The sequence below is a fragment of the Streptomyces phaeofaciens genome, from assembly GCF_014648915.1.
GTDB lineage: Bacteria > Actinomycetota > Actinomycetes > Streptomycetales > Streptomycetaceae > Streptomyces > Streptomyces phaeofaciens.
In genome coordinates, this window is sequence record NZ_BMSA01000020.1 from 196870 (window position 1) to 211437 (window position 14568).

The following is a 14568-nucleotide window of genomic DNA, read 5'->3' on the forward strand; positions in this document are numbered from 1 at the left end:
GGACACGTCACCCGGCCTGCGGGTCGCCCTTCGTGTAGGTGAGGCGCTCGACCGCACCCGACTGGAAGTCGTCCTCGATCTTCTTGCCGTTCACGAAGAGGTCGATCGCCCCGGCGTCGCCGAGGACGAGGTTGATCTTCTCGCTGTCCTGGAAGGTCTTGGATTCGCCCTGCTTGAGGATGTCGTCGAAGAGCAGACGGCCGTTGTGGTCCTTGGCGGAGATCCAGCTGCGGCCGTCCGTGGCGGTGACCTGGACGGTGACCTTGTCCTGGGGCACCGCGGCGATGGCGCTGTCGGAGGGCTCGGGCTTCTCGTCGACGGGCTTCTCGGTCTTGAGGGTGGGCGAGGCGGTGGCGCTGGCCTCCGGGGTGGTGCCCTCGGCGACCTGTTCCTTCGCCCCGCCGTCGTCGCCGCCCTTGAACGCGGTGAAGCCGACGAAGCCGATCACGGCGACGATCGCGGCGACCATCGCCGCGGTCCAGTTCGGGCCGCGCCGCTCGGGACGGATGCGCTCCGCCTCGAACATCGGCGCGGGCGCGGTCGGCGCCGGACGGCCGCCGTGGGCGGCGTCGAACTGCTCCATCAGCGGGGTGGGATCGAGGCGGACGGCCCTGGCCAGCGTCCGGATGTGCCCGCGCGCGTAGACGTCCCCGCCGCAGGGGGCGAAGTCGTCGGCCTCGATGGCATGGACGATGGCGATACGGACCCGGGTGGCGGTACTGACGTCGTCGACGGTCAGCCCGGCCGCGATGCGCGCCTCACGCAGGGCACGGCCGATCGAGATGGGGGCTTCCTCGGACGGGTCTTCGAACGGACGCTCGTCTTCAGGGGAGTTGCCGATGGACACGGGGGCGCCTTTCGAGCGTGTAGCCACCTGTGCTGGAAGTTCAGTCTAGGGGGGGTGTCAAAGGGAGGGGCAACCGGGCGGTACGACTTTGTACGCCATCGGAATGGCCGGACATCCCGGTGGCGGGCCAGGCACAACCCTCGATTGAAAGCCGTACCTGTCCTCTCGCTCAACTGGACGTACGACAAAGGAGAACGGTTGCCCTGAGATCTCTAACGGGTGAGTCACGGTCGCGCCTACCCCTCCTTCGGCCCCCTACGCCTCGGATTCTCCCCGGATCACCGCGAGCACGCCGTCCAGCTCGTCCGGCTTCACGAGAACGTCACGCGCCTTGGACCCCTCGCTCGGTCCGACGATGTTGCGCGACTCCATGAGGTCCATCAGCCGGCCGGCCTTGGCGAAGCCGACCCGCAGCTTGCGCTGGAGCATCGAGGTCGACCCGAACTGGGTGGAGACGACCAGTTCGGCCGCCTGGCACAGCAGGTCGAGGTCGTCGCCGATGTCCTCGTCGATCTCCTTCTTCTGCTTGGTGCCGACGGTGACGTCGTCCCGGAAGACCGGCGCCATCTGGTCCTTGCAGTGCTGGACGACCACCGCGACCTCGGCCTCGGTGACGAACGCCCCCTGCATACGGGTCGGCTTGTTCGCCCCCATCGGCAGGAACAGTCCGTCGCCCTTGCCGATCAGCTTCTCGGCGCCCGGCTGGTCGAGGATGACCCGCGAGTCGGCGAGCGAGGAGGTGGCGAAGGCGAGCCGCGAGGGCACGTTCGCCTTGATGAGACCGGTGACGACGTCGACCGACGGGCGCTGCGTGGCCAGTACCAGATGGATGCCGGCCGCGCGCGCGAGCTGTGTGATCCGGACGATGGCGTCCTCGACGTCCCGCGGGGCGACCATCATCAGGTCGGCCAGCTCGTCGACGATCACCAGCAGGTACGGGTACGGCTGAAGCTCCCGCTCGCTGCCCTCGGGCGGCTTGACCTTGCCGTTCCTTATGGCCTCGTTGAAGTCGTCGATGTGCCGGAAGCCGTACGCGGCGAGGTCGTCGTAGCGCAGGTCCATCTCGCGCACGACCCACTGGAGCGCCTCGGCGGCCCGCTTGGGGTTGGTGATGATCGGCGTGATCAGGTGCGGGATGCCCTCGTACGCGGTCAGCTCGACGCGCTTGGGGTCGACGAGGACCATCCGCACGTCCTCGGGGGTCGCGCGGACCATGACCGAGGTGATGAGGCAGTTGATGCAGGACGACTTGCCGGAGCCGGTGGCTCCGGCCACCAGGATGTGCGGCATCTTCGCCAGGTTGGCCATCACGTAGCCGCCCTCGACGTCCTTGCCGAGCGCCACCAGCATCGGGTGGTCGTCCTCGGCCGCGTCCGCGAGCCGCAGCACGTCCCCGAGGTTGACCATCTCGCGGTCGGTGTTCGGGATCTCGATGCCGACCGCCGACTTGCCGGGGATCGGGCTGATGATCCGCACATCGGGGCTGGCGACGGCGTACGCGATGTTCTTGGTCAGCGCGGTGATCCGCTCGACCTTCACGGCGGGGCCCAGCTCGACCTCGTAGCGCGTGACCGTCGGCCCGCGCGTGAAGCCGGTGACGGCGGCGTCGACCTTGAACTCGGTGAAGACATTGGTCAGCGAGGCGACCACGGCGTCGTTGGCGGCACTGCGCGCCTTGCCGGGGCCACCGCGCTCCAGCAGGTCCAGCGAGGGCAGCGAGTAGGTGATGTCCCCGGAGAGCTGGAGCTGCTCGGCGCGCGGCGGCAGGTCGCGGATCTCCTCCGGGGGCGCCTTGGTGAGATCCGGTACGGCCCCGGTGCCGAGCTTCTCCTGCCGGGGCCGCGCGGCGGGCACCGGCGTCGGCGTCGTCGGCTCGCGGTCGCCGACCCCCACGCCCTGGGTGAGGTCGGCGACGAGCGGAGAGGGCGGCATGCCGTGCAGCACGGCCCCGTCGAGGTCCGCGGCGGCAGCGGCGGCGATGTCCACCGCGTCCAACTGACGGTCCATCGCGGGCTGCGGCACGGCGGAGCGCCGGGGGCGGCCGCGGCGCTGCGACAGGGCGTCCTGCTCCGCCTCGTCGGGGTCGTACGCCCGCGGGCCGCCCGAGCGGCGGCGGGGGCGCCCGGGCAGCGCCTCGCGCCACTGCTCGTCGTAGCGCGCGTCGTCGTCGGCGAACGCGTCGGTGTCCTCGGCCTCGGGGTCGTCCAGCACGCCGAGGCGCACGCCGAGCGCGCGCAGCCGCTGCGGGATCGCGTTGACCGGGGTGGCCGTGACGACCAGCAGCCCGAAGACCGTCAGCAGCACCAGCAGCGGTACGGCGAGCACGTCGCCCATGGAGTACGTCAGCGGGGTCGCCGCGCCCCAGCCGATGAGGCCGCCGGCGTCCCTTATCGCCTGCATGCCGTCGCTGCGGGCGGGCGAGCCGCAGGCGATGTGGACCTGGCCGAGCACACCGATGACCAGCGCGGACAGACCGATCACGATCCGGCCGTTGGCCTCGGGCTTCTCGGGGTGGCGGATGAAGCGGACGGCGATGACCGCGACCAGGATCGGCACGAGCAGGTCGAGCCGGCCGAAGGAGCCGGTCACCAGGATCTCGACGAGGTCGCCGACGGGTCCGCGCAGATCCGCCCAGGTGCCCGCGGCGCAGATCAGCGCGATGGCGATCAGCAGCAGCGCGACGCCGTCCTTGCGGTGGGCGGGGTCGAGGTTCTTGGCGCCGTTCCCTATCCCGCGGAAGACGGCGCCGACGGCGTGCGCCAGACCGAGCCAGACGGCGCGCACCAGGCGGTACACGCCCCCGGTGGGATTCGGCGCCGGCTTGGGCGCGGGCGCGGCCTTCTTCGCCGCGGCCTTCCTGGCGGGCGCCTTCTTGGCCGGAGCCTTCTTCGCGGCGGCCTTCTTCGCCGGAGCCTTCGAGGGAGCGGCCGCCTTCTTGGCGGGCTGCTTCTTGGCTGCGGAGGGACGTGAGGCCATGGGGGTGAGGTTACCGGGGCGGACCACAAGGGACACGCGTGCCCACCGCTTCACCCGTTCGTGTCGCCGCCACGGAGACACGGAACTGACACGTCCGCTTCCTGTGAGGGGAACCGCCGCATCCTGCTGAACACGGGGCGGAACTGAGGCACATTCAGGCCCAACCCTCCCGCCCCCTCGCTTCAGTTCTACGACGGCAGCGAGGACACCCCGCCGCCCGTGCCCGGCTCCAGCGCGTCCAGCGCCCGCCGCAGGCCGGTGAGTTTGCGCTCCAGATGCGCCGCCGTGGCCACCGCCGCGGCGTCCGCCGACTCGTCGTCGAGCTGCTTGGACAGGGCTTCGGCCTGCTCCTCGACGGCCGCGAGCCGCGCCGACAGCTCGGCGAGCAGCCCCGCCGACTCCTTGGCACCACCGCCCGCGGCGGCCTTGCCACCGCCCTCCAACTGGGCCTCAGCAGCGCCGCCTGCTCCCGCAGCTGACAGTTCTTCATGTACAGCTCGACGAACACGGAGACCTTGGCGCGCAGCACCCACGGGTCGAACGGCTTCGAGATGTAGTCCACCGCGCCGGCCGCGTACCCCCGGAAGGTGTGGTGCGGGCCGTGGTTGATCGCCGTCAGGAAGATGATCGGGATGTCCCTGGTGCGTTCTCGCCGCTTGATGTGCGCAGCCGTCTCGAATCCGTCCATTCCCGGCATCTGGACGTCCAGCAGAATGACCGCGAAGTCGTCCGTCAGCAGTGCTTTGAGCGCCTCTTCCCCGGACGATGCCCGCACCAGCGTCTGATCGAGCGCAGAGAGGATCGCCTCCAGCGCCAGCAGATTCTCCGGCCGGTCATCGACCAGGAGGATCTTGGCCTTCTGCACCATGGCCCGCCCTCCTCGCCCCGGCAGTGCACCGGGCGCCGCCCCTGGGGACGACTCCTTTGCGCCGCCCTTCCTTGTGCCGGTCATGGTAGCCGCACCCCGACCGTCGCCACACCCTGTCACCGTGATGTCACTGTGCACGTAGCAGGAACGCAGCGGGAGACCAGAAGGTTCCCCGAATCCCGCCCCGCTACACGGCCGCGGACACCCTGGGTCAGCAACTCCTCACGCCTTTCGCAAGTTCCGGTCGCACGAGCGCCACACGAGCGGCACACGAACGGGTTCCGTCACGCCTCGCGCATCCACTGCTCCATCACCGACAGCAGATGATCGGGATCGACCGGCTTCGTCACATAGTCGGAAGCCCCCGACTCGATCGCCTTCTCCCGGTCGCCCTTCATCGCCTTCGCCGTCAGCGCGATGATCGGCAGCCCCGAGAACTGCGGCATCCGGCGGATCGCCGAGGTCGTCGCGTAGCCGTCCATCTCGGGCATCATGATGTCCATCAGCACGACCGCCACGTCGTCGTGCTGCTCCAGGACCTCGATGCCCTCCCGGCCGTTCTCCGCGTACAGCACCGACAACCCGTGCTGCTCCAGGACACTGGTCAGCGCGAACACGTTGCGGATGTCGTCGTCGACGATCAACACCTTCTCGCCGCCGAACCGGATGGTCCGCTGACCCTGCGGCGCCGACCACTGCTCCGGCTCACCGACCCGCTGCTCACCGCCGCTCACCAGCCGCCGCCGGCGCCGGAAGAGCGCGGCCGCCCCGTTCTGCGTCTCCTGGTACGACTTCACCTCGGCCGGCGTCTCGATCTCCACCTCGGCCAGCTCCGACAGCTCCGCCGCCCCGTTCTCCGAGGCCACCAGGTCCCCGGCCTCCAGCGCCGGCACGATCTGCTGGTAGCCCTGCGGCGGCAGCTCGCTCGGGTGCAACGGCAGGTAGAGCGTGAACGTGGAACCCCGGCCCGGCTCGCTCTGCGCGTGGATCTCACCGCCCAGCAGCTGCGCGATCTCCCGCGAGATCGACAGGCCCAGACCCGTACCGCCGTACTTGCGGCTGGTCGTGCCGTCCGCCTGCTTGAACGCCTCGAAGATCACCCGCATCTTGCTGGCCGCGATCCCGATACCCGTGTCCGTCACCGAGAACGCGATCAGCGCGGCATCCGGATCGGTCAGCGAACCGGCCTCCAGCAACTGCTCCTTGATCGCCACCGGCACGTCCGCCCCGGCCGGCCGGATCACCAGCTCCACCGACCCGGAATCGGTGAACTTCACCGCGTTGGACAGCAGATTGCGCAGCACCTGAAGGAGCCGCTGCTCGTCCGTGTGCAGGGTGGCCGGCAGCTCCGGCGAGACCCGCACGGACAGGTCCAGGCCCTTCTCCGCGGTCAGCGGACGGAAGGTCGCCTCCACGTAGTCCACCAGCTGCACCAACGCGATCCGCGTCGGCGAGACGTCCATCTTCCCCGCCTCCACCTTCGACAGGTCGAGGATGTCGTTGATCAGCTGAAGCAGGTCCGAGCCCGCCCCGTGGATCGTCTCGGCGAACTCCACCTGCTTCGGCGAGAGGTTCGTCTCCGCGTTGTCGGCCAGCAGCTTAGCGAGGATCAGCAGCGAATTGAGGGGCGTACGCAGCTCGTGCGACATGTTGGCGAGGAACTCGCTCTTGTAACGCATCGACACCGCGAGCTGCTCGGCGCGCTCCTCCAGAACCTGCCGCGCCTCCTCGATCTCGGTGTTCTTCACCTCGATGTCACGGTTCTGCTGGGCCAGCAGCTCGGCCTTCTCCTCCAGTTCGGCGTTGGACGCCTGGAGGGCCTTCTGCCGCTGCTCCAACTCCGCCGACCGCTCCCGCAGTTGCTCGGTCAGCTCCTGCGACTGCTTCAGCAGCAGCTCCGTCTTGGTGTTGACGGAGATGGTGTTGACGCTGGTCGCGATCATCTCGGCGAGCTGGTTGAGGAAGTCCTTCTGGATCTGGGTGAACTTCGTGAACGACGCCAACTCGATCACGCCGAGCACCTTGCCCTCGAACAGCACCGGCAGCACGATCACCTGCGCGGGCGGCGCCTCCCCGAGCCCCGAGGAGATCTTCAGATAACCGCTCGGCGCGTTCTCCACCAGGATCGTCCGCTTCTCCTCCGCGGCCGTCCCGACCAGCGCCTCACCCGGCCGGAACGACGTCGGCATCGACCCCATCGAATAGCCGTACGACCCCAGCATCCGCAGCTCGTACTGGTCGTCCGTGCCGTCCGCCGACGGCATCGCCAGGAAGAACGCGCCGTGCTGCGCGGCCACCAGCGGCGGCAGCTCGCTCATGATCAGCGAGGCCACGTCCTCCAGGTCCCGCCGCCCCTGCATCAGCGCGGACACACGCGCGAGGTTGCCCTTGAGCCAGTCCTGCTCCTTGTTGGCGATCGTGGTGTCGCGCAGGTTGGCGATCATCTTGTTGATGTAGTCCTGGAGTTCCTGGATCTCCCCGGACGCGTCCACATCGATCTTCAGGTTCAGGTCGCCCCTGGTCACCGCGGTCGCCACGCGCGCGATGGCACGCACCTGCCGGGTCAGGTTCCCGGCCATCTCGTTCACCGACTCGGTCAGGTCCCGCCAGGTGCCGTCGACGTCACGCACGCGTGCCTGCCCGCCCAGCTGCCCCTCGGTACCCACCTCGCGGGCCACTCGCGTGACCTCCTCGGCGAACGACGACAGCTGGTCGACCATCGTGTTGATGGTCGTCTTCAGCTCGAGGATCTCCCCGCGCGCGTCGATGTCGATCTTCTTCGTCAGGTCACCCTTGGCGATGGCCGTCGTGACCATGGCGATGTTGCGCACCTGGCCGGTCAGGTTGGACGCCATCTGGTTCACCGACTCGGTGAGGTCCTTCCAGGTACCGGCCACACCCGGCACATGCGCCTGACCGCCGAGGATGCCGTCCGTACCCACCTCACGGGCCACCTTGGTGACCTGGTCGGCGAACGAACTCAGCGTCTTCACCATCGTGTTGAAGGTGTCCGCGAGCTGCGCCACCTCACCGCTCGCGTCGATCGTCACCGTCCGCGTCAGGTCACCGTTGGCGACGGCCGCCGCGACCTGCGAGATGTTGCGCACCTGCACGGTCAGGTTCTTGGCCATCAGGTTGACGTTGTCGCTGAGGTCCTTCCAGATGCCCGTCGCGCCCTGCACGTGCGCCTGGCCGCCCAGGATGCCCTCGGTACCCACCTCGCGGGCCACCCGGGTCACCTGCTCGGCGAACGACGACAGCTGATCGACCATCGTGTTCACGGTGGTGACGAGCTCGAGGATCTCACCCTTGGCATCGACAGTGATCTTCTTCGACAGGTCGCCCTTGGCGACCGCGGTGGTGACCTCGGCGATCTGGCGCACCTGGATGGTCAGGTTGTTCGCCATGAAGTTCACCGACTGCGTGAGGTCCTTCCAGGTACCGGAGACACCCTGCACCTCGGCCTGACCGCCGAGCTGCCCCTCCGTACCCACCTCACGCGCCACCCGCGTGACCTCCTGGGCGAACGACGACAGCTGGTCCACCATCGTGTTCAGGGTGTTCTTCAGCTCCAGGATCTCCCCGCGCGCGTCCACGGTGATCTTCTGGGACAGGTCACCCCGGGCCACCGCCGTGGCCACCTGCGCGATGTTGCGCACCTGCGCGGTGAGGTTGCCGGCCATGCCGTTCACCGAGTCGGTCAGGTCCCGCCACACACCGGCGACACCCGGCACCTGCGCCTGACCGCCCAGCCGACCCTCGGTACCCACGTCCCGGGCCACCCGGGTCACCTGGTCGGCGAACGCGGAGAGCTGGTCGACCATCGTGTTGATGGTGTTCTTCAGCTCCAGGATCTCGCCGCGCGCGTCCACATCGATCTTCTGCGAGAGATCGCCCCGGGCGACGGCCGTCGTCACCTGCGCGATGTTCCTCACCTGCGAGGTGAGATTCCCCGCCATGGAGTTGACGGAGTCCGTCAGCTCCTTCCACGTACCCGACACACCGTCAACACGCGCCTGACCGCCCAGCCGGCCCTCGGTACCCACGTCCCGGGCCATCCGCGTCACCTGGTCGGCGAACGACGACAGCTGGTCCACCATCGTGTTCACGGTGTTCTTCAGCTGGAGCATCTCGCCGGAGACGTCCACCGTGACCTTCTGCGACAGATCGCCGTTGGCCACGGCCGTGGTGACCTGCGCGATGTTCCTCACCTGTCCGGTGAGATTCCGGAACGCCGTGTTGACGGAGTCCGTCAGGTCCTTCCAGGTGCCCGCCGCACCCGACACCTGCGCCTGGCCGCCCAGCTCACCCTCGACACCGATCTCCCGCGCCACCCGCGTGACCTCGGCACCGAACGCCGACAGCTGGTCGACCATCCCGTTGACGGTGTTCTTCAGCTCCAGCATCTCGCCGGCCACGTCCACCGTGACCTTCTGCGACAGGTCACCACTGGCCACGGCCGTCGTCACCGCCGCGATGTCCCGCACCTGAGTGGTGAGGTTGCGGAACACCGTGTTGACGGAGTCCGTCAGGTCCTTCCAGGTACCCGCCGCGCCCGGCACGTTCGCCTGGCCACCCAGCTGCCCCGCGGCCCCCACCTCGTTGGCCACCCGCGTGACCTCGTCGGCGAACGTCCGCAGCGTCTCGGTCATCTGGTTGATCGTGTCCGCGAGCTGCGCGACCTCACCGCGCGCCGACACCGTCACCTTCTGCGACAGGTCACCGTTGGCGACCGCCGTCGTCACCTCCGCGATCCCGCGCACCTGGGCCGTCAGGTTCCCGGCCATGGTGTTCACCGAATCGGTGAGCTCCTTCCACACGCCGTCCACGCCGGACACCTGCGCCTGGCCGCCGAGGATGCCCTCGGTGCCCACCTCACGGGCCACCCGGGTCACCTCGACCGAGAACGCGGAGAGCTGGTCCACCATCGTGTTGACGGTGTTCTTCAGCTCGAGCATCTCGCCCTCGACGTGAACCGTCACCTTCCGTGACAGATCACCCTTGGCCACGGCCGTCGTCACCAGCGCGATGTCCCGCACCTGGGCCGTCAGCCGGTACGCCATCGTGTTGACGGACTCCGTGAGGTCCTTCCACGAACCGGACATCCCACGCACCTGGGCCTGTCCGCCCAGCTTGCCCTCGGTGCCCACCTCACTGGCCACCCGCGTGACCTCGTCGGTGAACGTCGACAGCTGGTCGACCAGGTTGTTGACCGTCCGCCCGACCTTCAGGAACTCCCCGCGCAGCGGATGCCCCGCCCCCTCCGGGCTGGTCGTCCGCAGCTCCATCCGCGGCGACAGATCACCCTCGGCCACCGCCGACAGCACCCGCCCGACCTCTGAAACAGGCCGTACGAGGTCGTCGACCAGCGCGTTCGAGTTGTCGATCGCGGTCGCCCAGGAACCCTCACAGGCACCCGTCTCCAGCCGCTCCGTGAGCTTGCCCTCCCGGCCGACCATGCGGCGTACCCGCGACAACTCACCCGTGAGATGGAGGTTCCGGTCGGCCACCTCGTTGAAGACGGCCGCGATCTCCGACATCACGCCGTCCCCGGACACCGTGAGCCGCTTGCGGAAGTTCCCGTCCCGCATGGACACCAGGGCGGCCAGCAGCCGGTTCAGCGCCGCCGTGTCCACCACGGTGGTGCCGCCGCGTGGCGTGCGCCTGCTCAGGGTCTGTCCGCCCTTCGCGCGCGCCTTGGTACCCCGCGTCGCTGCGCCAGACTCCACTTGATCCCTCCCGCAGGGGTCGACCGTTACCGCTGTGCCTGGTGATACTGCTCGTCATGCCCGTTACCACTGAGTTTTCCGCCTGATGTAATCAGGCGGGCTCCGGGAGCCGCTGCCCCCTGTACTCAGAAGACACCCAGTCTGCCCGGACCTTCACAAGAAGCTTGCCCAGTGTTTCACCCTCACCGAACCCGGCCATAACAGTTCGGCAGCTTCGCACATCGTCCGCACACTCTCGGGGCGGAATCACTGCTGACCGGCATCCGCAGGGGCGGGGAAGGTAAGTAACCTTGCATGCGGCTGTCCAGCCACGCCGGTCCCGACCGGCCTGGACGGTGGCACGAGGCGCACGAGCGGGCATCGGAGGGGCGGCCGCACACATGACCACCGGACTGATCCCTGGGGGACAGCCCCCGGACCCCCGGCCTTCAGGCATGCTCGCGCCCCACCAACGGCGCGACCGGACGGGCCAGGGTTCCCTGCACGTCGACAACCGGCCGAGGAGTTCTGTGATCACCGCGCGCGCGGCCGCCAGCTTCGAGCCCGCGGGACGATCCGTCGCCACCGCCCGCTCGTTCGTCCGCGACACCCTCCAGGGCTGGGGCTTCGCCGACATCGTCGACGACGCCGTGGTCCTCACCAGCGAACTGGTGACCAACGCGGTCGTCCACGCGGGCACCCACGCCGACGTCCTGTGCCTGCGCGCCGACGACGGCGTACGCATCGAGGTCGCCGACCGCTACCCGGAACGCGAGATCCCGCTCCAGGGCTCCCCCGCCACCATGGGCAGCCCCGACCGCGAAGGCGGCCGCGGCCTCCAGCTCTGCGCCGCCATCGCCACCCGGTGGGGCGTCGAGTACACCCCGACCCACAAACAGGTCTGGTTCCAACTCGATCTTCCCGACCGCCCGGTGGGCACCCGCGCCGCCGGCCCGTCGCTGCCCGCCGACCTCCTCCCGCTCGCCGACAGCCGCGTCCGCGTCGCCGTCGTCCAGATCGATCGCCTGGGCGCCGTCTCCGCCTGGAACGAGGACGCCGAGGAACTCTTCGGCTACGCCGCCGACCAGGTCACCGGCAAACCCCTCACCGACCTCGCCGCCTGGCCGCACACCCCCGGCACCGGCACCGGCATCGTCGAGGCCCTCCAGCTCTCCCGCTGGGAGGGCAGCTACGGCATCCGCGGCGCCAGCGGCCGCGTCACCCCCGTGTACGCCTCCCACCTGCGCGTCCGCGACACCGACGGCGAGCCCTCCACGGTCTGCCTCCTGGTCCGCGACCACGAACGGGCCGTCCTCCAGACCCCGTTGCGCGTCCCGGCCTCCGACGCGACACCCGCGGACGGCCCCAACGCCGACCCCTTCGAGGTCTTCATCGGCTCCCCCGCCCCGGACGACCTCGACGGCCTCCTCCAGCGCACCGTGGAACGCGCCCGCGACATGCTCGACGGCGACTCCGCCTTCCTGCTCCTCGCCACCGACGACGAGACGGAACTGGAGGTCCGCGCCTCCACCGGCCTGCCCTCCGCCCGCCAGCGCTTCGCACGCGTCCCCGTCGAGGCCGGTCCCGGCCGCTACGGCTCCGCCCGCATGCCGGCCGTCCACGAGGACCTCCTCGCCGTCCCCGGCGCCGTCCCGCTGCTCAACAACACGGGCATGCGCTCGGTCGTCACGGTCCCGCTGAAGGTCGAGGGCCGCCTGACGGGCTCCCTCGGCGTGGCCGCGGAGGCCGCCGCCCGCTACTCGAACGAAGAGGCCCTGCGCCTGCAATTCGCGGCCGACCGCATCGCGCTCGCCGTCGAGTCGGCCCGCCTCGGCGAACTGGAACGCCTGCGCCGAGGCTCCCTGAGCTTCCTCGTCGAGGCCTCCGACCTGCTGGCCGGCACCCTCGACCGCGACCAGACCCTCGCCCTGATGGCCCAGATGACCGTCCCGACCCTCGCGACCTGGTGCGCCGTCTACACGATCGCCGACCAGGCCTCCGAGCCGTACCTCTCGTACGTCCTGCACGAGGACGAGGAGCTCATCGACGGCATCAAGTCGCTGCTCTCGAAGATCGCGCCCCCGGACCCGGTCCCCACCCCCGGAGCGCGTGTCTGGGCCGCCCCCGCCGCGGCCGCCCACGAGGCCGCCCTGCGCAGTTCCATGCGCAGCCTCGGTCTGACCGGCGGCCCCACCCACCAGGTGTCCTCGGGCATCGGCCCCACACTCGCCACGGCCTCCGCGGTCGGCGGCGAGACCGTCGTCCTGCCGCTGGTCGCCCGCAACCGCGTCATCGGCATGCTGACCCTCGGCAAGCCCACGGACGAACACTTCCGCCAGGAGATCCTCGAACTCGCCGAGGACCTCAGCCGCAGAGCGGCCCTCGCCCTCGACAACGCCCGCCTCTACTCCGAGCGCACGGCCATCAGCCAGTCCCTCCAGCGCAGCCTCCTGCCCCCGGAGCTCCCCGAGATCGACGGCGTCGAGGTCGAGGTCATCTACCGGGCGGCCGGCGAGGGCAACGAGGTCGGCGGCGACTTCTACGACCTCTTCCCGATCAGCGACGGCGCCTACGGCTTCGCCATCGGCGACGTCTGCGGCACCGGCCCGCACGCGGCGGCAGTGACCGGCCTGGCCCGCCACGCCCTGAGACTCCTCGCCCGCGAGGGCCTCAGCGGCCCGGCCGTCCTGGAGCGCCTCAACTCGGCGATCCTCGACGAGGGCGCCCGCAGCCGCTTCCTCACCCTCCTCTACGGCGAGATGCGCCCCCAGGCGGACGGCAGCGCCGAGCTGAAGGTCGTCTGCGCAGGCCACCCCCTCCCGCTGCGCCTCCGCCAGGACGGCACGGTCGAGCCCGCCGCCGAACCCCAGCCCCTGCTCGGCGTCATGGAGGACCTGGAGCTCTACGAGCAGACGGTCACCCTCGACCCGGGCGATGTCCTGCTCTGCGTCACGGACGGCGTCACCGAGCGCCGCGAAGGCACCCGCATGCTGGGCGACGACGGCCTGGCCGACGTCCTCACCACCTGCACGGGCCTGACGGCCGGCGCGGTCGCGGCCCGCATCATGCGCGCCGTGGAACGCTTCGCGTCGGACGCCCCGTCCGACGACATGGCAATCCTCGCGATGCGGCTGGCGTGAGAGCCCGGACATGAGAAAACCCCCCGCCCATAAGGGCGGGGGGTTTAATCGATGGAGCCCCCAAACGGAATCGAACCGTTGACCTTCTCCTTACCATGGAGACGCTCTGCCGACTGAGCTATAGGGGCCAGCTGCTTTTCGAGGTTTCCCTCGCGGCAACGAAAGAGATCATACCCCGAACGAGCCCGTGCTCCCAAACTCGTTCAGAAGGCAGGCTGCAACAGCCCGCCGAGCGCGTTGCACGCGGCCACGATCCGCTGCATGTCCCGCTTCGTCAGCGCCGCGTCCACCGGCAGGGCCAGCGTCTCGTCGGCGGCCCGCTCCGTCTCCGGCAACGACACACACCGCCGGAACTCGGGCAGCCGGTGCAACGGGGTCTTCACCGGCACCCGGCACTCGACTCCCCTGCCGCGCAAGGCCCGTGCGAAAGCATCCCGGTCGGGCCGGCCGTTCCCCGGCACCCGCACGACGTACTGCTGATAGGTGTGCCCGTCCCCGCCGTCCGGCGTCCGCACCCCCCGCAACCGGCCGTCGAGATAGGCGGCCCGCTCCCTGCGCCGCGCAATCTCGTCGTACGGCGCCACGGACTCCCCCTGCTCCAACACCAGAAGCCCGTGCCGCTGCCCGACCCCGCGCAACCGCCCGACATCCGCCGGCCGACCGAATCGATGCACGACAACGACAGCCGCCGTCCGCGGAGTTACGACCGCCTCGACGACGGCCGCGTCCAGGCAGTAGGTCACGGGGTCGACGTCGGCGAACACCGGCAGCGCACCCGCGAGGGTGACCGCGCCGGCGACATCGGCGTTGCCGAAGGCCGGCACGATGACCTCGTCACCGACTCCGACGCCTGCGGCTCTGAGCATTGCAGCAGTACCCATGCGTGGATGGTCGACGCGCAACGTGAACTTCAAGTGACAGGAAACAAAAAAGGGTTGGGCTCTGAACAGAAGTTCAGAACCCAACCCTTTTGAATGATTGTTCGGCGGTGTCCTACTCTCCCACAGGGTCCCCCCTGCAGTACCATCG

Annotated in this window: 5 protein-coding genes, 1 tRNA gene and 1 pseudogene; 1 reads left to right on the top strand and 6 read right to left on the bottom strand. The window is 69.6% G+C overall.

Annotated features, from left to right (window positions below; translation table 11 throughout):
- Positions 1 to 7: 7 nt before the first annotated feature.
- The 4 genes and pseudogenes from IE275_RS29955 to IE275_RS29970 form a co-directional block, all read right to left on the bottom strand.
- Positions 8 to 847 carry a helix-turn-helix domain-containing protein gene (locus IE275_RS29955; protein WP_189714833.1) on the bottom strand — a complete coding sequence of 280 codons (840 nt, stop codon included), beginning with the start codon at positions 845 to 847 and terminating at the stop codon, positions 8 to 10.
- A gap of 255 nt (positions 848 to 1102) precedes the next feature.
- Entirely contained in the window at positions 1103 to 3823 is a 2721-nt protein-coding gene (locus tag IE275_RS29960; RefSeq protein ID WP_229870704.1) for a DNA translocase FtsK, read from the bottom strand.
- 188 nt (positions 3824 to 4011) lie between these two features.
- Positions 4012 to 4691: pseudogene (locus IE275_RS29965) on the bottom strand (response regulator).
- Positions 4692 to 4975: 284 nt separating this feature from the next.
- Entirely contained in the window at positions 4976 to 10420 is a 5445-nt protein-coding gene (locus IE275_RS29970; protein WP_189714837.1) for a HAMP domain-containing protein, read from the bottom strand.
- A gap of 380 nt (positions 10421 to 10800) precedes the next feature.
- Here IE275_RS29970 and IE275_RS29975 point away from each other — a divergent pair, with 380 nt between their 5' ends.
- Positions 10801 to 13539, top strand: a complete 2739-nt coding sequence (locus tag IE275_RS29975) for a SpoIIE family protein phosphatase (protein WP_189714839.1) — start codon at positions 10801 to 10803, stop codon at positions 13537 to 13539.
- Between the two features lie 52 nt (positions 13540 to 13591).
- Here the strand turns inward: IE275_RS29975 and IE275_RS29980 are convergent.
- A tRNA-Thr gene (locus tag IE275_RS29980) sits at positions 13592 to 13667 on the bottom strand.
- Positions 13668 to 13742: 75 nt separating this feature from the next.
- Positions 13743 to 14405: a DegT/DnrJ/EryC1/StrS family aminotransferase gene (locus IE275_RS29985; RefSeq protein WP_189714857.1), complete on the bottom strand. Its 663-nt coding sequence runs from the start codon at positions 14403 to 14405 to the stop codon at positions 13743 to 13745.
- Positions 14406 to 14568 lie beyond the last annotated feature (163 nt).

Bases quoted from the DNA above. Each gene is read 5' to 3' on its own strand.
- IE275_RS29960 (WP_229870704.1), bottom strand. From the start codon at position 3,823: ATGGCCTCACGTCCCTCCGCAGCCAAGAAGCAGCCCGCCAAGAAGGCG.
- IE275_RS29975 (WP_189714839.1), top strand. From the start codon at position 10,801: ATGACCACCGGACTGATCCCTGGGGGACAGCCCCCGGACCCCCGGCCT.
- IE275_RS29985 (WP_189714857.1), bottom strand. From the start codon at position 14,405: ATGCTCAGAGCCGCAGGCGTCGGAGTCGGTGACGAGGTCATCGTGCCG.